This is a genomic window from Streptomyces sp. NPDC088124, from assembly GCF_040685895.1.
Taxonomy (GTDB): Bacteria; Actinomycetota; Actinomycetes; order Streptomycetales; family Streptomycetaceae; genus Streptomyces.
In genome coordinates this window covers 92,639-112,646 of record NZ_JBFBJB010000006.1, presented here as the reverse complement: position 1 = coordinate 112,646, position 20,008 = coordinate 92,639, and the positions used below count along the sequence as shown (strand labels likewise).

16 protein-coding genes are annotated in these 20,008 nt (G+C 72.8%); 9 read left to right on the top strand and 7 right to left on the bottom strand.

Annotated features, from left to right (window positions below; all coding sequences use genetic code 11):
- Positions 1-215 precede the first annotated feature (215 nt).
- Positions 216-2,336, bottom strand: a complete 2,121-nt coding sequence (glgX, locus tag AB0P17_RS06855; RefSeq protein WP_365808270.1) for a glycogen debranching protein GlgX — start codon at positions 2,334-2,336, stop codon at positions 216-218.
- A 375-nt stretch (positions 2,337-2,711) separates the two neighbouring features.
- Here glgX and AB0P17_RS06850 point away from each other — a divergent pair, with 375 nt between their 5' ends.
- Together AB0P17_RS06850 and AB0P17_RS06845 are read left to right on the top strand one after the other, a co-directional pair.
- The gene (locus AB0P17_RS06850; protein WP_365808267.1) at positions 2,712-3,944 is read left to right on the top strand and encodes an SAV2148 family HEPN domain-containing protein; all 1,233 of its coding nucleotides are present in this window, start codon (positions 2,712-2,714) and stop codon (positions 3,942-3,944) included.
- A 104-nt stretch (positions 3,945-4,048) separates the two neighbouring features.
- Complete coding sequence (locus AB0P17_RS06845) at positions 4,049-4,753, top strand: 3'-5' exonuclease (RefSeq protein WP_365808266.1); 705 nt, start codon at positions 4,049-4,051, stop codon at positions 4,751-4,753.
- Between the two features lie 31 nt (positions 4,754-4,784).
- Here the strand turns inward: AB0P17_RS06845 and AB0P17_RS06840 are convergent, their stop codons facing one another.
- Positions 4,785-5,657, bottom strand: coding sequence for an aminoglycoside phosphotransferase family protein (locus AB0P17_RS06840; protein ID WP_365808265.1), 873 nt, complete (start codon positions 5,655-5,657; stop codon positions 4,785-4,787).
- Between the two features lie 180 nt (positions 5,658-5,837).
- Here AB0P17_RS06840 and AB0P17_RS06835 point away from each other — a divergent pair, with 180 nt between their 5' ends.
- The 6 genes from AB0P17_RS06835 to AB0P17_RS06810 all read left to right on the top strand — a co-directional run bounded on the left by AB0P17_RS06835 (position 5,838) and on the right by AB0P17_RS06810 (position 11,296).
- A complete protein-coding gene (locus AB0P17_RS06835; RefSeq protein WP_365808263.1) occupies positions 5,838-6,833 on the top strand; it encodes a sugar ABC transporter permease in 996 nt (331 codons plus the stop codon).
- Between the two features lie 2 nt (positions 6,834-6,835).
- Entirely contained in the window at positions 6,836-7,669 is an 834-nt protein-coding gene (locus tag AB0P17_RS06830; RefSeq protein ID WP_365808466.1) for a carbohydrate ABC transporter permease, read from the top strand.
- Positions 7,669-9,036, top strand: coding sequence for an extracellular solute-binding protein (locus AB0P17_RS06825; RefSeq protein WP_365808261.1), 1,368 nt, complete (start codon positions 7,669-7,671; stop codon positions 9,034-9,036). Before AB0P17_RS06830 ends, AB0P17_RS06825 begins: the two co-directional genes overlap by 1 nt.
- Before the next feature lie 62 nt (positions 9,037-9,098).
- Positions 9,099-10,313, top strand: coding sequence for a macrolide-inactivating glycosyltransferase (mgt, locus tag AB0P17_RS06820; protein ID WP_365808259.1), 1,215 nt, complete (start codon positions 9,099-9,101; stop codon positions 10,311-10,313).
- A 70-nt stretch (positions 10,314-10,383) separates the two neighbouring features.
- Positions 10,384-10,941, top strand: a complete 558-nt coding sequence (locus AB0P17_RS06815; RefSeq protein WP_365808257.1) for a DUF1697 domain-containing protein — start codon at positions 10,384-10,386, stop codon at positions 10,939-10,941.
- Entirely contained in the window at positions 10,934-11,296 is a 363-nt protein-coding gene (locus AB0P17_RS06810; protein WP_365808256.1) for a nuclear transport factor 2 family protein, read from the top strand. The genes AB0P17_RS06815 and AB0P17_RS06810 overlap by 8 nt, the downstream gene beginning before the upstream one ends.
- A gap of 3 nt (positions 11,297-11,299) precedes the next feature.
- Here the strand turns inward: AB0P17_RS06810 and AB0P17_RS06805 are convergent, their stop codons facing one another.
- Together AB0P17_RS06805 and AB0P17_RS06800 are read right to left on the bottom strand one after the other, a co-directional pair.
- A complete protein-coding gene (locus tag AB0P17_RS06805) occupies positions 11,300-12,484 on the bottom strand; it encodes a GDSL-type esterase/lipase family protein (RefSeq protein ID WP_365808464.1) in 1,185 nt (394 codons plus the stop codon).
- Positions 12,485-12,618: 134 nt separating this feature from the next.
- Positions 12,619-13,188 (bottom strand): WHG domain-containing protein, encoded by a 570-nt coding sequence (locus AB0P17_RS06800; protein ID WP_365808255.1) that lies wholly within the window; start codon positions 13,186-13,188, stop codon positions 12,619-12,621.
- Between the two features lie 71 nt (positions 13,189-13,259).
- Between AB0P17_RS06800 and AB0P17_RS06795 the strand changes: the two genes are divergently transcribed.
- A complete protein-coding gene (locus AB0P17_RS06795) occupies positions 13,260-13,751 on the top strand; it encodes an FBP domain-containing protein (protein ID WP_365808253.1) in 492 nt (163 codons plus the stop codon).
- A gap of 17 nt (positions 13,752-13,768) precedes the next feature.
- On the opposite strand, the gene AB0P17_RS06790 is transcribed toward AB0P17_RS06795, so the two are convergent.
- The 3 genes from AB0P17_RS06790 to AB0P17_RS06780 all read right to left on the bottom strand — a co-directional run bounded on the left by AB0P17_RS06790 (position 13,769) and on the right by AB0P17_RS06780 (position 20,000).
- Positions 13,769-14,752 carry an aldo/keto reductase gene (locus tag AB0P17_RS06790; protein ID WP_365808251.1) on the bottom strand — a complete coding sequence of 328 codons (984 nt, stop codon included), beginning with the start codon at positions 14,750-14,752 and terminating at the stop codon, positions 13,769-13,771.
- A 61-nt stretch (positions 14,753-14,813) separates the two neighbouring features.
- A complete protein-coding gene (locus AB0P17_RS06785) occupies positions 14,814-19,118 on the bottom strand; it encodes a bifunctional nitrate reductase/sulfite reductase flavoprotein subunit alpha (RefSeq protein WP_365808249.1) in 4,305 nt (1,434 codons plus the stop codon).
- A 336-nt stretch (positions 19,119-19,454) separates the two neighbouring features.
- Positions 19,455-20,000 (bottom strand): adenylate kinase, encoded by a 546-nt coding sequence (locus AB0P17_RS06780; RefSeq protein WP_365808247.1) that lies wholly within the window; start codon positions 19,998-20,000, stop codon positions 19,455-19,457.
- Positions 20,001-20,008 lie beyond the last annotated feature (8 nt).

Genomic DNA, 20,008 nt, shown 5'->3' with positions numbered 1-20,008 from the left:
CGGATGGCGCGGTCGCGCTCAGGACGGTGAAGTCGGGAACGGCGGACGGGCGCACGGGCGGACGGCCGCGCGCCCGCCAGGCCCGACGGGCACGCGGGCCGACCGACGGGCCGACCGACGGGCCCGGACGCCGTGCCGACCGCCGGCCCGACCGATGGGCCCGGATGCCGACAGGCCCGGACGTCGGCCGGCCCGGCGCGGCTGGAGGACAGGGCCTACGCCGGGCGCATCAGCACCGTCATGCTGCGGCCGATCATCTTGAGCCGCTCGCCCGCGTCGACCATCTCGCCCTGCCCCCGCACCACACCCTCCGGCCGTGCCGTGTCCACCATCACCTGCCACTGCCGCCCGTGGTTCACCGGCACCTTGAACTCCAGCTCGTCCCCGCTCGCGTTGAACAGCAGCAGGAACGAGTCGTCCGAGATCCGCTCGCCGCGCGGACCCGGCTCGGAGATCGCGTGGCCGTTCAGGAACACCGTCATCGCCTTGGCGTGCGCCGCCTGCCAGTCCTGCTGAGTCATCTCCTCACCCTCCGGGGTGAACCACGAGATGTCCGACAGGTCGTCGTGCGTGCCCTCCACCGGGCGTCCGTGGAAGAAGCGCCGGCGCCGGAAGACCGGATGGTCCCGGCGCAGCCACACCATCGCCTGGGTGAAGGCCAGCATCGTCCGGTCGGTCTTCTCGCCCGGCTCCGGCCAGCGGACCCAGGAGACCTCGTTGTCCTGGCAGTACGCGTTGTTGTTGCCGTGCTGCGTACGGGCGAACTCGTCGCCGTGGCTGAGCATCGGCACGCCCTGGGACAGCATCAGCGTCGCCACGAAATTGCGCATCTGGCGGTTGCGCAGCTCCACGATCTCCGGGTCCTCGCTGTCGCCCTCCACCCCGCAGTTCCAGGACCGGTTGTGGCTCTCGCCGTCCCGGTTGGACTCGCCGTTGGCCTCGTTGTGCTTCTCGTTGTACGAGACGAGATCGCTCAGGGTGAAGCCGTCGTGGCAGGTGGTGAAGTTGATGGAGGCCAGCGGCCGGCGCCCGTCGTCCTGGTACAGGTCGGACGAGCCGGTCAGCCGGGACGCGAACTCGGCCAGGGTCCTGGGCTCGCCGCGCCACAGGTCCCGTACGGTGTCGCGGTACTTCCCGTTCCACTCGGTCCACAGCGGCGGGAAGTTCCCCACCTGGTAGCCGCCCTCGCCCACGTCCCACGGCTCGGCGATCAGCTTCACCTGGCTGACCACCGGGTCCTGCTGGACGAGGTCGAAGAACGACGACAGCCGGTCCACCTCGTGGAACTGGCGGGCCAGCGTCGCCGCGAGATCGAAGCGGAAGCCGTCGACGTGCATCTCGGTCACCCAGTAGCGCAGCGAGTCCATGATGAGCTGGAGGACGTGCGGGCTGCGCATCAGCAGCGAGTTCCCGGTGCCCGTCGTGTCCGTGTAGTAGCGCTGGTCCTCGGAGAGCCGGTAGTACTGCGCGTTGTCCAAGCCGCGGAAGGAGAGCGTCGGGCCGAGGTGGCTGCCCTCGGCGGTGTGGTTGTAGACGACGTCGAGGATCACCTCGATGCCGGCCTGGTGCAGCGCCCGTACGGCCTGCTTGAACTCCAGGACCTGTTCGCCCCGGTCGCCCCACGACGCGTAGGCGTTGTGCGGGGCGAAGAAGCCGATGGTGTTGTACCCCCAGTAATTGGCCAGCCCGGCGTCGGCCAGCCGGTGGTCGTTGACGAACTGGTGCACCGGCATCAGCTCCAGCGCCGTGACCCCCAGTTCGGTCAGGTGCTCGATCACCGCCGGGTGGGCGAGCCCGGCGTAGGTGCCGCGCAGCTCCTCGGGGAGCTCCGGGTGGAGCATCGTCAGGCCCTTCACATGGGCCTCGTAGAGCACGGTGCGGTGGTAGTCGGTACGCGGGCGGCGGTCGTCGCCCCAGTCGAAGTACGGATTGACGACGACCGAGGACATCGTGTGGGGGGCGGAGTCCATGTCGTTGCGCGAGTCCGGCTTGCCGAAGTGATAGCCGTACACCGACTCGCCCCACTCGACGGAACCGCTGATCGCACGCGCGTACGGGTCGAGGAGCAGCTTGGCGGAGTTGCAGCGGTGCCCGCGCTCCGGCTCGTACGGACCGTGGACCCGGAAGCCGTAGCGCTGACCCGGCATGATGCCGGGCAGGTAGGCGTGGCGCACGAAGGCGTCGGTCTCGCGGAGCTCCACCGCCGTTTCTGATCCGTCGTCGTGCAGCAGGCACAACTCGATCCGGTGCGCGACCTCGGAGTAGACCGCGAAGTTCGTACCGGCGCCGTCGTACGTGGCGCCGAGGGGATATGTCTGTCCCGGCCAGACCTGCATAGATAGGACTCTTCCATTTCTGATCCGGGTGGAGCGGGCTGTTGAGCCAGATCTTCCCCGAAAGTAGGGCAAGCACCTAGGAACCCGGGGCGTTCTTGGCGCTTCTTGCCCGGAGGGTCAACCGGGCGCGTCACGCCGTCGCCCGGACCGGTCATCTTTCTCGGTGGTCCCACGGAGCTCCTCCCGCCCCTCCGGTACGCGGTGAAGACCGGGCGTAATCCCTATGAACCATCTCACTCCGGCAGAAGTCGGCACCAGGAACAAGCCTCACGAACAAGGGAGTTGAGAAAGGAGCCTGTGCATCCTGCTGCACCTGGTCCGGTCGGCGGAGTACCCTTCCTTGATCGTTGAAAAGGGAGAGAAGGCGGTGCGCGGGTGAGCTCGGGAGGGCTGGAGCTGCCCCCCGGTGACGCAGGTCATGCGGGGGAGTCCGGCGACATCCCGCCCGGAGCGGTCTCCCTGGCGCGACCGATGGAGATCGGGGCGGAACTGGACTGGGGCGCGGACGCCTGGAACGAGGTCCGTACGCGCGCACAGCGGGCCGGGCGTGCCTACATCTGGCTGAATCTGGTGGAGCAGCGGCTGCGCGCGGTCGTCGCCGCGGTACTGCGGCCCATCTACGAGCCCGTGCACGGCGAGGAGTGGGTGGTCGCCGCCGCGGGACCGGCGGGCCAGGAGTGGGTGCAGCGCGCCGTCGCCGTACGGGAGGTGTCCCGGCGCAAGGGCTACCTCCTCGACCCGGCCGACGACAACGTGCTGAGCTTCCTCACCCTCCCGCAGCTCAGGGAGCTGATGGTCCAGCACTGGCCGTGCTTCGAGCCGTACTTCGACGACCGCCGCGACGTGGAGCTGGCCCTCGACGAGCTGGAGGTCGCGCGGAACGTCGTCTCCCGCAACCGGGCGCTCTCCGAGACGGTCCTCGCCCAGGCGGAACGGGCCTCCGCCAGGCTGCTGGAGATCCTCGGCGGCGGCAGCGGCATACCGCCGTCGCAGCGGCTGCCCGTCGACGCGGTGGAGGACCTGGTCGGCGACCGGTACGGGGACGTCGTCTCCGTCCACTCCGACCGGGTCAGGCTGCAGCGGCAGCTCCCCGCGGAGGACCTCTTCGGCGGTGCCCGGCGGCTCGACGCCATCGGCATCGGCCTCAACCTCCTCGTCCAGAACTTCTCCGGACGCCGGCTCATCCGGCTCGCGGAGTCCGGCTGCCGGACGCGGCTGGTCTTCCTCAACCCGGCGAGCAGCGCGGTCAAGCGCCGGGAGCGCGAGCTGGGGCTGCGCAAGGGGGAGCTGAGCCGTTCGGTGGAGATGAACATCCTCCACATGCGCCGGGTGCGCTCCAAGCTGCGCGACCCGGGCGCCTTCGAGATCCATGTCTTCGACGAGACGCCGCGCTTCACCGCGTACCTGGTGGACGGGGACGGCCCCGACGGCCTCGCCGTCGTCCAGTCGTATCTGCGCCGCGCACGCGGGATGGAGGCACCCGTGCTGGTCCTGCGGGGCGGGGGGCGTGAGGTCGTGCGCGCGGGGCAGGACACGGAGCACGGGCTCTTCCAGACCTACCGCGAGGAGTTCGACTCGGTCTGGACGGACTCCCGGCCGGTCTCCTGAACCGGGGCGTTGTCAGTGGGGCGTGGCAGGGTGAAAGTCCGGCGGGGAGATCCGACGGGGGGAAGCGGGGGAAGCGCCACCGCACCACGAAGGAGGGCCACACCATGACTTGGCACGGGGAAACACTCGTCGGTTTCGACCTGGAGACCACCGGTACGGAGCCGCTGGAGGCCCGGATCGTGACGGCCGCGGTCGTCGAGGTCCGGGGCGGCGAGGTGATACGGGAGCGGAGCTGGCTCGCGGACCCGGGCATCCGGATCCCCGCCCAGGCGTCCGCGGTGCACGGCATCAGCAGCGAGCGCGCGGCCTCGGAGGGACGCCCCGCGCCCGAGGTGGCGGGCGAGATCGCGGAGGTCCTGCGCGGCTACTGGGCGCGCGGCGTGCCGGTGGTGGCGTACAACGCGCCGTTCGACCTGACGCTCCTCGCCGCGGAGCTGCGGCGCCACGGACTGCCGGAGCTCGGTCCGGTCGGCCCGGTGATCGACCCGTACACGATCGACCGGGCGGTCGACAAGTACCGCCGGGGCAAGCGCAACCTGGAGGCGGTCTGCGGGGAGTACGGCGTGGTGCTGGACACGGCCCACGACGCGGGCGCGGACGCGCTGGCGGCGGCCCGGGTGGCCACCGCGATAGCCGAGCGGCACGCCTCGGTGGCCGCCCTCACCCCGGCGCAGCTGCATGAGCGTCAGATCGCCTGGTACGAGGAGTGGGCGGTGGACTTCCAGCGCTTCCTGCGCCGGAAGGGGAACACGGACGCGGTCGTCGACGCGGGGTGGCCGCTGCGCGCGCCGGCGGTGACGGCGACCTGACCCGGGGCCCGGACGGCGGGTGGACGGCCGGTCAGAAGGGGTACCAGCGGACCTCGGGGTCGTCCTCGCGCAGGGAGGCGACCCGGCGGCGGAACTCCACGAGCGCCTTGGGGTTGGCCGGGGCGTGCTGCGCCACCCAGGCGCAGCTGGCCGTCTCGCGGGCGCCGCGCAGCACGGTCCAGCCGGTCCAGGCGCGCACGTCCCAGCCGTATACCGAGGTGAACGTGTCGTACGCCTCGGGGGCCAGTCCGTACCGGTCCCGGGAGAGCGCCATGACCACCAGGTCGTGCTCGCGGAAGTCCGCGGAGAAGGTCTCCAGGTCGACCAGCACGGGCCCCCGCGGGCCGACATGGACGTTACGGGGCAGCGCGTCGCCGTGGATCGGGCCGGCCGGCAGATGGGGGGTGAGGGCGGCGGCGGCCTCGGCGAAGCCGTCCCTGCGCCCGCGCAGATAGTCGGCGTCGGCCGGGTCGATCGTGTCGCCCGCGATCCGCAGCCAGCGCTCCACCCCGCCGAGGAGTTCGCGGCGGGGAAGGGGCAGCACGGCGGGATCGGGGGCGGGCAGCGCGTGGACGAGCCGCAGCAGCGCGGCGAGATCGGCGGGACCCGCCGGGCGCACGGCCTCGGGCAGCCGGTGCCAGAGCGTCACCGGATGGCCCTCCACGGACCGGGCCCCGGGCTCCGCGGCCCGGACGGCCGGCACCCCGCACTCCGCGAGCCAGGACGCGAGGGCCACCTCACGCCGGGCGCGCTCCAGCAGCTCGGGGTGGTCCCGCGCGTCCCGGCCGACCTTGACGACCAGCCCGGCCGTCCCGAAGACCGCGTTCTCGCCCAGGGCCAGCAGCTCCGCGTCGTGCGGCAGCCCCGCCGCGGCGAGAATCCCCCGCGCCCGCGCCTCGTCCATCCTCTGCTCACTTACTTCCGCTCGTCACCTCGCGCGTTCCGCCGCGCCCCGTGCCACCGCGAAGTGTCGCATCCGGACGCGTGTGCGTGCTTGACGTACCGAGGGGGCGTCACCACGATGACGAGGGCGGACAGGACGGCGCCCGACGGTCGAGGAGCCTGCCCCGAAGGAGTCGCATCCGTGACATCGGCCACCGCGACGACGCGGTCAGCGGCAGAGCGGGCGGGCGGTGACCGCCCCGGCGGGCCGCGGTTCGGCAGGCGCCGGTCCGGCCGGGAGCGGCCCGGGCGGGAGCGCGGCCGGGGGGTGCTGGACCATGGCGCCTGGTTCCTGGTGCTGCCCGCGCTGCTGCCGATCCTGGTCCTCAGCGTCGGCCCGCTGCTCTACGGCATCGCGCTCGCCTTCACCGACGCGCAGTCCGGCCGTACGGAACCCACCCGGTGGATCGGCGCACTCAACTTCCAGGACCTGCTGCACGACACGCTCTTCTGGGACTCCTTCTCCATCGGCCTGCTCTGGGCGGCCGGGGTGACCGTGCCGCAGTTCGCGCTCGCCCTCGGCCTCGCCCTGCTCCTCGACGCGGAGCTGCGGCTGCGCCCGCTGACCAGGGCCCTCGCGATCATCCCCTGGGCCATGCCCGAGGTCGTCGTCGCCGTCATGTGGCGGCTCGTCTACCACTCCGACGCCGGGGTCCTCAACGAGACGCTCCGCGATCTGGGCCTGGGCGAAGGGCGGGACTGGCTGACCGGGCTGTCCACCGCCCTGCCCGCGGTGATCGTCGTCGGCGTCTGGGCGGGCCTGCCGCAGACCACCGTCGCCCTGCTGGCCGGCCTCCAGAACACCCCGCGCGAACTCCACGAGGCCGCCGCGCTCGACGGCGCGGGCGCCTGGCGCCGCTTCCGCACCGTCACCTGGCCGGCGCTCCGGCCGGTCGCCCTCGCCATCACCGCGCTCAATCTCATCTGGAACTTCAACTCGTTCGCCCTGGTCTACGTGCTGACCAGCGGCGGCCCCGGCGGCCGCACCCGGCTGCCGATGCTCTTCGCGTACGAGGAGGCGTTCCGCTACGGCCAGTTCGGCTACGCCGCCGCGATGGGGTGCGTGATGGTCGCCGTGATCTCGGTGCTCCTCGCGTTCCGACTCGCCGGCCGGCTCACGAAAGGGGCCGAGGCATGAGCATGCGCGCCAGTGGCACCGTACGCGCCGGGCAGTACGCCGCGCTCCTGTGCTACCTCGTCTTCCTCGCCTTCCCGTTCCTCTGGCTGATGTCCACGGCCTTCAAACCGCCCCGGGAACTGGGCAGCCTCCACCCCACCTGGATCCCGGACCACCCGACCCTCGACAACTTCCGCCAGGCGTTCGGCGAACAGCCGCTGCTGCGGGCCGCGGTCAACAGTCTGACCGTCGCCCTCGCCGCCGCGGTGATCGCCGTCGTCGTGGCGACCCCGGCGGCCTATGTGCTGGCCCGCCGGCGCGGCGGACTCGCGGCGGCGGCATCCGGCTGGGTGGTGGTCAGCCAGGCGTTCCCCTTCGTCCTGGTGATCATTCCGCTCTTCCTCGTCCTCAAGAACCTCCGCCTCGTCAACTCCCCGGGGGGTCTGGTCCTGGTGTACGTGGTGTGGTCGCTGCCGTTCGCGCTCTGGATGCTCACCGGGTACGTCCGCGCCCTCCCCGCCGAACTGGAGGAGGCCGCCGCCGTGGACGGCGCGGGCCGGATCCGTACCCTCGTCTCCGTCGTCGCGCCGCTGCTCGCGCCCGGCATCGTCGCCACCGCGCTCTTCGCGTTCGTCACCGCGTGGAACGAGTTCTTCTTCGCGCTGGTCCTGCTCAAGTCCCCGGAGAAACAGACCCTGCCGGTGGTCCTCACCCACTTCGTCGGGGCGGAGGGCGCCGCGGATCTCGGGCCGCTCGCCGCCGCCGCGTTCCTCGCCACCCTCCCCTCGCTCCTCGTCTTCGCGCTCATCCAGCGCCGGATCACCGGCGGGACACTGGCCGGGGCGGTGAAGAGCTGATGCGCGGGCGGACACCCGGGCCGGCCCGCGGACCGTGGGCCGGCCCGGCCCTGGCCCTCGCCACCGTCCTCGCCCTGCTGCTCGGCGGCTGCTCGGGCGACGGCTCCGACCGGGCGCGGGACGGCCGGATCACCCTGCGCTTCCAGTCCCTCGCCTGGCAGGAGGAGTCCGTCCGCGTCAACAAGGAACTGGTGAAGGAGTGGAACGCGGCCCATCCCGGCATCCGGGTCGAGTACGTGCAGGGAAGCTGGGACAGCGTCCACGACCAGCTCCTCACCTCCTTCGAGGGCGGCGAGGCACCCGACGTCATCCATGACGCCTCCGACGATCTCGCGGACTTCGCCTACGGCGGGCACCTCGCCGATCTGCGCCCCCTGCTCTCCGGCCGGCTGACCCGCGACATCCCGCCGCGCAGCTGGGAGACGGCCACCTTCGGGGACGGCGTCTACGGGGTGCCGTTCCTCCAGGAGCCCCGCGTCCTGATCGCCAACCGGAAGCTCCTGGAGGCCTCCGGCGTCCGGATCCCCACCGCGCGGCACCCCTGGAGCTGGCCGGAGTTCCGGCGCATCAGCGCTGAGCTGACCGCGTTCATGCGGCAGGGGCAGGGGCAGGGGCAGGCGAAGGGACGGTTCGCGGTCGCCTGGCCGCTCAAGGACCCCGTCTCCGCGACGCTCAACCTCGGCCTCTCCACCGGCGGCCGGCTCTTCCACCGGGGCACCGACGGGAAGGTGACGGTCCGGTTCACCGAGGCCGACGCCGTGGTGCCCGACACCGTCCGGCGACAGGTCACCACGGACCGCAGCGCGTCCGGCGCCACCCTCGGCATGGGCGGCTCCGACACCCTGCCGGGGCTGTTCGGCGGCCGGTACGCCATGGTCCCGCTCGGGTTCTCGTACCGCCAGCAGGTCATCCAGCAGGCCCCGGAGGGCTTCGAGTGGACCGTCCTGCCGGCCCCCGCCGGTGACGGGAGCGCCGTCGCCGAACCCGCGCAGGGGGTGAGCCCGCAGACGCTCTCCATCGCGCGGGACAGCCCGTACAAGAAGGAGGCGGCGCGCTTTCTCGACTTCCTGCTGCGCCCCGCGAACATGGTGCGCCTGGCCAAGGGCGACTGGATGCTGCCCACCGGTACGGCGGCCCTCGCGGATCCGTCCCTGGGCACCGCCGAGCACGGCTGGGCGACGGGCGCGGCGCTCGCGCGCGGACTGCGCCCGGCCCCCGCCCAGCCCGTACGCGGCTACCCGGAGTGGAAGGACAAGGTGGCGACCCCCGCGCTCCAGGAGTACTACAGCGGCGCGATCGACCGGGAGGAACTGGAGAAACGCCTGGTCGAGGACGGTAACCGAGTGCTGGCCCGCTACCAGCGGTAGGCGGCCGGGGCTCTCCCGGAAATAAGTTGTACGAGACGTCTCGTCTCGTCTACTGTGAGGGCATGACCGCAGCCAAGCCCGCCCACATCGCCATGTTCTCCATCGCCGCCCACGGCCATGTGAACCCCAGCCTCGACGTCATCAGGGAACTCGTCGACCGGGGCCACCGCGTCAGCTACGCGATCCCCGAGATCTTCGCGGAGAAGGTCGCGGCGACCGGCGCCCACCCGGTGGTCTACACCTCCCTCCTGCCCACCCCGGACGACGACCCCGAGGCATGGGGCACGGAACTCATCGACAATCTGGAGCCGTTCCTCGACGACGCGATCCAGGCCCTGCCGCAACTCGCCGCCGCCTTCGAGGACGACCGCCCCGACCTCGTCCTCGGCGACACCACCTCCTACCCGGCGCCCGTCCTCGCCCACCGCTGGGGCGTGCCGTTCTTCCAGATCTCCACCCACATGGTCGCCTGGGCCGGCTACCGCGAAGAGGTCGCGGAGCCGATGCTCGCGGAGCTGGAGAAGTCGGAGCGCGGCAGGGCGTACCGGAGGCGGTTCGCCCAGTGGCTCACCGACCAGGACATGCACCACACCGACCCCGACCGGCTCGCCGCCGAACCGGGCCGCTCCCTCGTCCTGATCCCCAAGGCCCTCCAGCACCGGGCCGATGACGTGGACGAATCCGTCTTCACCTTCGTCGGCGCCTGCCAGGGCGACCGCGCCGACCAGGGGGAGTGGCAGCGGCCCGAGGGGGCGGAGAAGGTCCTCCTCGTCTCGCTCGGCTCCGCCTTCACCAAGCAGCCCGCGTTCTACCGGACATGCGTCGCCGCCTTCGGCGCACTGCCCGGCTGGCATGTCGTGCTCCAGATCGGCAAGAACGTCGCGGCCTCGGAGCTGGGCGAGATCCCGGCCAACATCGAGGTACGGGACTGGGTGCCGCAGCTCTCCGTCCTCCGGCAGGCCGACGCCTTCATCACCCACGCGGGCGCGGGCGGCAGCCAGGAGGGCCTGGCCACGGCCACCCCGATGGTCGCCGTACCGCAGGCCGTCGACCAGTTCGGCAACGCCGACACACTCGTCGCCCTCGGTGTCGCGCGCCGGATCGACACGGCGGAGGCCACCCCGGAGGCGCTGCGCGAGGCCGTCCTCGCGCTGGCCGCCGATCCGGAGGTGGCCCGCAGGCTCGCCGGCATCCAGGCCGGGATGGCCGCGGAGGGCGGCACCCGCCGGGCGGCCGACCTCATCGAGGCCGAACTCCCGCAGGGCCCGGCCCGATGACCGCGCGGGCCCCGCGCCCGGAGCACGCCGCCGGGTGCCCCGGGCGCGGCCCCGCCCTATCGTGGGGCCCATGACCACGACCTACGTGGCGCTCCTGCGCGGAATCAATGTCGGCGGCCACCGGAAAGTTCCCATGGCGGAGCTCCGGACGCTGCTCACCGGACTCGGCCACGGCCGGGTCCGTACGTACCTCCAGAGCGGCAACGCCGTCTTCACCAGCGACTCCGACGACGAGGACCCGGAGAACGCCCTCGCCGCCGCCCTGGAGCGGGCCATCGAGGAGCGCTTCGGCTTCACCGTCGACTGCCTCGTACGGAACGCCGCGTACCTGCGGGCCGTGGCCGGCGCCTGTCCCTTTCCGGCCGGGACGCTGGAGGGCCGGCAGCTCCATCTCATCTGCTTCTCCGGGCCGGTGGCCCCCGAGCGGTTCGCGTCGCTCGATCCGGCCGGCTACCTCCCGGAGGAGTTCCGCCTCGGGGACCGGGCGCTGTACCTGTACGCACCCGACGGCCTCGGCCGCTCCAAGCTCTCCGAGGCGCTCGCCAGGCCCGCCCTGGTCAAGGGCCTCACGGCCACCAGCCGTAACTGGAACACCGTCGCCAAACTGGTGGAGCTCTCCCGTGACTGACCGCACCTCCGCGATCGCCGCGGCCATCGACGCCGAACTGCGCCTCCTCGACCCGGCCGTCCGCGCCTCCCCGGCGCTCCTCGCGGAGCTGCTGCACCCGGACTTCCGGGAGTTCGGCTCCTCGGGCCGGGAGTGGGAGCGCGACGCGATCATCACCGCGCTCGCGGCGCTCGGTGGGCCCGCCAAACGGCCGATCACCACCTCCAAGATGCGCGGCGTACGGCTCGCCCCGGACGTGGTCCACCTCACCTTCGACACGGAGTCCGACGGCCGCCGGGCCCACCGCAGTTCGCTCTGGCGGCTGACTGGCGACCACTGGCTGCTCTACTTCCACCAGGGGACGCCGTACAACTAGTGCCTAGCGTCCGTCGTTCCTGAAGGGGCCGTCGGGGGCGAAGGCCAGTGCGGCGAAGCGTTCGCCGATGCGGCGGTGGGTGGCGGCGTCCGGGTGGAGGCCGTCGGGCAGCGGGAGCTCGGCGGAGTCGGCCTCGCCGTAGAGGGCACGGCCGTCGAGGTGGTGCAGATGCGGGTCCTCGGCCGCCCGCGCGGCCACGATCCGGGCCAGCTCGTCCCGGATGACACCCAGCGTCAGCTTTCCCTGGGCGCGCTCCGCGGGATCCCCGGTGGCCATGAACCGCAACCGCCCTTCGCCGAGGGCGGAGAGGTCCATGGCGCTGGGGCCGGGCGTGTCCTCGTGGATCGGGCACAGGACGGGCGAGACGACCAGCAGCGGGGTGGCGGGATGCCCCTCCCGGACGGTGTCGAGGAAGCCGTGGACGGCGGGGCCGAAGGCGCGCAGGCGCATCAGGTCGGCATTGACCAGATTGATGCCGATCTTGACGCTGATCAGGTCGGCGGGGGTGTCGCGCAGGGCGCGGGCGGTGAACGGGTCGAGCAGGGCGCCGCCGGCCAGGCCCAGGTTGATCAGCTCCACCCCGGCGAGGGAGGCGGCCAGCGCCGGCCAGGTGGTGGTGGGGCTCGCGGCGTCCGAGCCGTGGCTGATCGAACTGCCGTGGTGCAGCCACACCGGACGTCCCCGGTCCGGCGCGGGCTCGACGGGGGCGTCCGTGCGCAGCGCGACGAGTTCGGTGGTCTCGTTGTGCGGCAGCCAGATCTCGATGTCCTTGACACTCTCGGCCAGGCCGTCGAAGCGGAGGGTGCCGACCGGGCCGTACGAGGTCCGCGCGGACCCGGTGGCCATGTCGATGGTCACCGTGTTGCCGCCGGTCACCCCGGCCCGGCCGGCGGGGCGCCCGTCCACGAGCAGGTCGTAGACGCCGTCGGGACGGGGCGGGGCGCCGACGTAGACGCGCTTGGTGCGCCGCGTGTCCAGCTCCAGGACGGTGGCCCGGGTGCGGAAGGCGAGCCGTACGCCGGAGGGCTGGGACTCGGCCATGGCGAGTTGCGCGTCGGCGTACTGGGCGCGGGCCCCGGCGGGCAGCCGGTGCGGCAGCACGCCGTGCTCGGTGCGCTCCACTTCGAGGGCACCGCGCAGGAGTTCCGCGGTGACGGGTGTGGTGATCAGTGCGTCCTGGGCGTTCATGTCCTCGGGCTTCATGTCCTCGGCGTTCATGGGTCTCAACCTGTTGTTGATCGGAGGGCCGGATACGGGATGTCGTGACGGTGTCCGGTGTCCGGCCTGGTGTCCGGTGCCTGGTGTCCGTAACGGCGTCCGGCTCAGGGCGCCGGCCGGCTCCGGAGCAGCGCGTCGAGGCGGTCGAGCGTCCAGGACCACGATTCCGCCGAGTCGGGAGCGCTGTGGCTGAAGCCGCCGGCCAGCTCCAGGCTGACGAAGCCGTGGAAGACGCTGCCCAGCAGCCGTACGGCGTGGGTCTGGTCCGGCTCCGGCAGGTCGTAGCCGCGCAGGATCGCCCGCGTCATCTGCGCGTGTCTGCCCCCGGCGCTCGCCGCCGCGGCCTCCGGGTCGAGCCGGTACTGGGCGGCGGCATAGCGGCCGGGGTGCTCCCGGGCGTAGTCGCGGAAGACGTCCGCGTAGGCGGTCAGGGCGTCCCGGCCGGCCCGCCCGGCCAGCGCGGACGCGCCCCGGTCGGCGAGTTCCTCCAGCGCGAGCAGGGCGATCCCGGTCTTGAGGTCGTGGGAGTTCTTCAGGTGCGAGTAGAGGCTCGCCACCTTGACGTCGAACTGCCGGGCGAGCGCCGAGAGGGTCACCTGGTCGAAGCCGACCGTGTCCGCCAGCTCCGCGCCGGCCCGGACGAGGCGTTCCGTGGTCAGTCCGGCACGTGCCATAACCCCTCCTTCATCAGCCTGATTCGATTATGCATTTGCCTATAAGCTTTAGGCAAATTAGCTTACTCGTCATGAAGCCGCTGACCGAGCAGGAAATCCGTGCCGCGTTCGTGAACTGCACCAAAGGCGAGGCGAAGCGCCTGTCCGTACCGCGTGACCTGGTCGACCGGCCCTGGGACGACCTGGACTACCTCGGCTGGCGGGATCCACAGGCGCCGGACCGCGCCTACCTCGCCATCGAGCTGGACGGCCGCCTCCGGGCCCTCGCGCTGCGCTCGCCCAGCCCCGCCTCCTGGCAGACGCGGCGCAGCATGTGCTCGATGTGCCTGACCCTCCACACCGGCGGCGTCTGTCTGATGGTCGCCCCCAAGGCGGGGAAGGCCGGACAGCAGGGCAACTCGGTGGGCACGTACATGTGCGGCGACCTCGCCTGTTCGCTGTACGTGCGCGGGAAGAAGGACGCGGGCGCCGGCTCGCGGCTCCCCGAGTCGCTCACGGTGGAGGAGCGGATCGGGCGGACCGTGGCGAACGTCGCCGCGTTCCTGGCCAAGGTGACCGCCTGACCGGGGTGCCCGCGGTGTCAGTGATCGGCCGGGCCCCGGTCGGGCGGGGCGGGTGAGGCGAGCGCGTCCAGGACGCGCAGGTCCTCGGCGGACAGCCGGACCTCCGCGGCGCGCAGGTTCTCGTCGAGGTGGACCGGCGAACCGGTGCCCGGGGTCGGACACAGCACGGGGGAGTGGTGCAGCAGCCAGGCCAGGGCGATCTGCCCGCGCGTGGCGCCATGGCGCCCGGCGACGGAATCGAGCGCCGAGGCCGCCGTACCCGTCAACGCGCCGTTGGCCAGGGGGAACCACGGGAGGAACGCGAGCCCGTGCCGCTCGCACTGCTTCAGCACCTCCGCCGACGCGCGGTCCAGGAGGTTGAAACGGTTCTGCACCGAGGCGATCCCGGTCAGCGCAAGCGCCCGCTCCAACTGCTCGGCGGTGATGGTGTCCAGGCCGATGTACCGGATCTTCCCTTCCCGCCGCAGCTCGTCCAGGGCTCCCAACTGCTCCTCCATCGGCACCGCCGGGTCCAGCCGGTGGAGCTGATACAGGCCGATCGTGTCAGTACGCAGCCTGCGCAGGCTCGCCTCGCACATCGCCCGCAGCCGCTCGGGACGGCCCTCGACATGCCAGGCACGGGCGCTCGTCCGTACGACGCCGCCCTTGGTCGCGACGGTCAGCCCGGCCGGATACGGCGCCAGCGCCTCCGCGACCAGCTCCTCCGCCAGATCCGGCCCGTAGTTGTCCGCCGTGTCGATCAGGGTCACCCCGCGCTCGACGGCACGCCGCAGGACGGCGACGGCGTCCGCCCGCTCGCCGCGCGGGCCCCAGTAGCCGGGCCCGGTGAGCTGCGCCGTACCGAACCCCAGCCGCCGTACGGGGAGTCCGCCGCCCAGTGTGAAGGTCTCCGCGATCGGGTCCGGAGTCGGGTCCGAGGCCGGGTCCGGTGTCGGAGTCGGGTCCGAGGCCGGGTCCGGGGTCGGGTCCGCGGTCGGGTGCTCGGTCTGCTGTTCGGTCATTCCTGGACGGTATCCGACCGTCCCCGGACGGTGTCCGGCCGCGGGACCGGTGCTCGCGGGGTCAGTAGACGTCGCGTACGTACCGCTTCTCGGCGGCGAGCCGCTTGACGTACGCCGCCGCCCCGTCCTCGTCCAGACCCCCGTGGGCCACGGCGAGTTCGCGCAGTGTCCGGTCCACGTCCTTGGCCATCCGGGAGGCGTCGCCGCACACGTAGAAGTGGGCGCCGTCCTGGAGCCAGGACCACAGCCGGCCGCCATGCTCGCGCATCCGGTCCTGGACGTAGACCTTGGCCCGCTGGTCGCGCGAGAAGGCGGTGTCCAGCCGGGTCAGGGTGGTGTCACGGCGCAGCCCGGCCAGTTCCTCCCGGTAGTAGAAGTCGGTGGCGTGCCGCTGCTCGCCGAAGAAGAGCCAGTTCGGGGCCCGGTGGCCGCGGGCCCGGCGCTCCTGGAGGAAGCCGAGGAAGGGGGCGACGCCGGTGCCGGGGCCCACCATCACCATGGGGGTCGCCGGATCGGCCGGCGGGCGGAAGTGCGGGGAGCGCCGTACGTGGACCGCCACGGGGCTGCCGGGCGCGGCGTCCGCGAGGAAGGCCGACGCGACGCCCTTGCGCGGCCGGCCGTGGCGGTTGTCGTACCGGACCACGGAGACCGTGAGCCGGACGAGCGCGGGGTCGTCCAGAGGGCTGGACGATATGGAGTAGAGGCGCGGCCGCAGCCGGGTGAGGGCGGCCGTCCACTCCTCCGCCGTGGCCCGTACCGGGTACTCGGCGATGACGTCGACGCACTGGCGGCCCCAGGCCCACTGGGCCAGCTCGCCCTTGTTGTCCGGCCGCAGCAGCTTCTTGAGGGTGCGGTCGTGGGTGCGTTCCGCGACGAGCCGCAGCAGCCCGGGGGTGATCGCGGCGATGTCGAGATGGCGGTGCAGGGCCTCGCCGAGCGCGACCTCCCCGGGGCCCGGCAGCTCGACGGAGGTGGCGGGGTCGAGCCCGGTGACGGCGAGCCATTCGGCGACGAGATCGGGGCAGTTGAGGGGCTGCACGCCGAGCGCGTCACCCGCCTCGTAGACCAGCGGGACGGGGCTGTCGCCGGTGTCGAACGTGAACTCGCGCACCTCCTTGGTGGCGCCCGGGAGGCTGAGCAGCCGGTTCCCGGTCAGCCGCGCGGTGGCGGACGCGGCCCTGCCGGGCCCCGACACCGGTGCGGGGGTGGCCGCGGGCGGCGCGGGGCTGCCCGCGGGCGGCGCCGCCTCCGCCGTCGCTGCCTTCACCGTCTGGGCGGTTCCCGCGCCCTCGGCGGTCCCCGCGCCGTCGGCCCCCGGCTCCGTACGCAGCGCCGCGCGGACGTGGTCGAGCCACTGCCCCGCGGGCTGTTCGTACTCGGGCTCGCAGTCGGTACGGGGCACCAGGCGGACGGCGCCCAGCTCGTCGAGGCGCGCGTCGAGCCGGCGGCCGTGGCCGCAGAAGTCGTCGTACGAGGAGTCGCCGAGGGCCAGCACCGCGTACCGCACGCCGTCCAGCCGGGGGGCGCCCGGCGCGCTGAGGGCCGCCCAGAACCCGGTGCCGTTGTCGGGGGCGTCGCCGTCGCCGAACGTACTGGTCACGACGAGCAGATCCGCGCCGCGCCCGACCGCGTCCGGAGCCGTGTCGTCCATGCTGAGCAGCCGCGCCGCGTGTCCGTCCTCCGCCAGCCGCCGTACCACCAGCGCGGCGGCCTCCTCGGCGTTCCCGGTCTGCGAGGCCCACAGGACGACGACCTCACGGGCGGGGGAGCCGGGGGAGCCGGGTGAGCCCGTGGCGGGCCGGGAGGCGGTGGCCGGGGTACGGGAGTACATCCCGGCGAGGACACCGTTGACCCACAGGGCGTGCGCCGGGGCGAACGGCGCGTGCACCGGCAGCACCGGCAGCGCCGACGGCGCCGACAGTGCCGAAGTGACGCCGCCGCCCGCACCGGCCACCGGTCCCACCGCCCCGCCCGTTCCCGTCGTCGCGCCCAGCCCCGCGAGGAACCCGGCCAGATAGCGGCGCTCCTCGTCGCTCAGCACCGGCGGCGTCAGACCGTCCGTACCGAACACCGCCGCCAGCTCCGCCACCCTCCCGTCGCGTCCCGCCGGGGGGTCGTCCGTCAGCACGGCGGGGGCGGTGGCCGGCGCGGCGGCGGGCGCGGCGGCGAGCCGGGTCAGCGACACCGCGCACACCTTGAGCTCCGGCTGGAAGGAGATCGGGTCGACCGCGTCGTTGGTGACCGCGTTGACGCAGGTGTACTCCCCGAACAGGTCGTTCCAGTGGAAGGGCGCGAAACAGCCCCCGGGCCGTACCCGCTCGGTCACCACGGCGGGCAGCACGGCCCGGCCCCGCCGCGACGCCACCTCCACCGCGTCGCCCTCCCCGATCCCCAGCTCCCGCGCGTCCGACGGATGGATCTCCACGAAGGGCCCGGGGTTGAGCTTGTTGAGCTTGGCGACCTTGCCCGTCTTGGTCAGCGTGTGCCACTGGTGCGGGAGCCGGCCGGTGTTCAGGACGTACGGGAAGTCGTCGTCCGGCAGTTCGGCGGCGGGCAGGTGCGGGCGCGCGTGGAACACGGCCCGGCCGGAGGCGGTGGGGAAGGAGAGCCGCGGCCTGCTGCCGTCGGGGCGCTCGGCCAGGGTCTGGCTGACGCCGTCGTTGAGGTAGCGGACCGGATTGCGGTCGGGGCCGTCGGCGGCGGCGCTGGGCCACTGGACGGGGGCCCGGCGCAGCCGCTCGTAACTCACCCCGCGCAGGTCGTAGCCGGTCGCCGGGTTCCAGGCGCGCTTGATCTCCTCGAATATCTCCTCGGCGCTCGCGTAGCCGAAGGCGTCCTCGTACCCCATCTCGCAGGCGACCCGGGCGATGATCCGCCAGTCGGGCCAGGCCTCGCCCGGCGGCTCCACGGCCTGCCGGCTCAGGGTGAGCGTGCGCTCCGAGTTGATCTGGACGCCCTCGGACTCGGCCCACAGGGCGGCGGGCAGGGCGATGTCCGCGTACGCGTTGGTCTCGGTCTCGGCGAAGACGTCCTGCGTGACGACGAACTCGGCCCGCTCCAGACCCTCGATGACCGTTCTGCGGTTGGCCACCGACGCGACGGGGTTGGTGCAGATGATCCAGCACGCCTTGACGTCGCCCTCGGCCATCCGCCGGAACAGGTCCACTGTGCCCTCGCCGAACCCGTCGGCCCGTACGGTCCCCGGCTCGACGCCCCACAACTCCTCGGCGAACGCCCGGTCTTCCGCCACCAGCACCGACCGCTGGCCCGGCAGCCCGGGGCCCATGTACCCCATCTCGCGCCCGCCCATGGCGTTGGGCTGGCCCGTGAGGGAGAACGGGCCGCTGCCGGGACGGCAGATCGCCCCGGTCGCGAGATGCAGGTTGACCAGCGCGTTGGTGTTCCAGGTGCCGTGCGTGGACTGGTTCAGTCCCATCGTCCAGCAGCTCATCCACTCACCCGCGCCGCCGATCCACTCGGCCGCGCGCCGGATGTCCGCCTCCGGGATGCCGGTGATCTCCGCGACCCTCGCGGGCGGGTAGTCGGCGAGGAAGGCGGGCATCTCCTCCCACCCCTCGGTGTGCTCCGCGATGAACTCCGGGTCGGTGCGGCCGTTCTCGACGAGGAGGTGCAGCAGCCCGTTGAGCAGGGCGAGGTCCGTGCCCGGCCGGATCTGGAGGAAGAGGTCGGCCTTGGCGGCGGTGGCGCCGCGCCGCGGGTCGACCACGATCAGCTTGGCGCCCGCCCTGACCCGCTCCATGAGGCGCAGGAAGAGGATGGGATGGCAGTCGGCCATGTTGGAGCCGGTGACGAGGAAGACATCCGCGTGCTCGAAGTCCTCGTACGAACCGGGCGGGCCGTCCGCGCCCAGCGACAGCTTGTAGCCGCTGCCCGCGCTCGCCATGCACAGCCGCGAGTTGGACTCGATCCTGTTGGTGCGCAGAAACCCCTTCGCGAGCTTGTTGGCGAGGTACTGCGCCTCCAGGCTCATCTGCCCCGACACGTAGAACGCGATCGCGTCCGGGCCGTGCTCGTCGAGGATCCCGCGCAGCCGCCGCGCCGTCTCCTTGACCGCCGCCTCCGTCGGGGACGGTACGGGCTCGCCGCCGCGCTCCGCCCGTACCAGCGCGGTGGTCAGCCGTCCGGGGGCGGTGAGCAGGGCGGCGGAGGTCGCGCCCTTCGTGCAGAGCCGGCCGCGGTTGGCCGGGTGGGCCGGGTCGCCGGACGCCTTGAGAACGCTCCTGCGCCCGTCGGGGCCCGCGCCGATGTCGAGGAGGATCCCGCAGCCGACACCGCAGTACGAACAGACGGTCCGCAGCTGGGTGGCGGTGGCGGTGGAGCCGTCCTGGGGAGGCGATGCGGTCACGGGCGGCCTCTTTCGTGGACACGGATCCGGGATCCGGCGGCCCGGGGCTCCGGGCCGGTCGTCCGGGTCCGGCGGTCCGTGGTGGGGCGTAGGGGGCGGTGCGCGGGGCGGGGTGCGGGGGCGTGGGACGTCGGGCACTTGACCGTACGAAGTGTCCGTTACCCGGAGGTCACGTCGAACGCGTTTGAAGAGTTACACCTGCCACACAGCCGCCCGGGCCGCTCGGTGAGGACCGGCGGACGGTCCACCGGACCGCCTGTCGGCCCTCCGGGCAGCCCCCCGACCGGGCCCCCGACCAGGCCCCCGACCAGGCCCCCGACCAGGCTCCGATCCGGCCTATTCGCCCAGGCTGTCGAGCACGCGCCGCGCGACGTCCTCGACCTCGCCCAGCGCGTCGATGACGGCGGTGTGTCCCGCGTAGTAGGCGAGCAGCGATTCGGTCTGCTCGTGGTGGACCCGCAGCCGGTGCCGGATCACGCTCTCGGTGTCGTCGGCGCGTCCGCGCGCGAGCAGCCTGCGGACGACGATCTCGTCGTCGATCCGGAACTCCAGCACCCGGTCCAGCCGCTTTCCGAGCCCGGTGAGGATCGTGGCCAGCGCGTCCGCCTGCACCACGCTGCGGGGAAAGCCGTCGAGCACGAACCCCCGGGCCGCGTCCGCCGCGCCGAGCCGTTCCGCCACCAGGGCGACGGTCAGTTCGGAGGGGACCAGCTCACCGCCGCTCAGATACTCGCGCACCTCCAGACCCAGCGGGGTCTCCTCGGCGACATGGGTGCGGAACAGATCTCCGGTCGAGACGTGCGGCACGTCGAACTTCGCGGCGAGCAGGCCGGCCTGGGTGCCTTTGCCGGCGCCGGGCGGGCCCAGAAGCACAAGTCGCACGGTGGGGA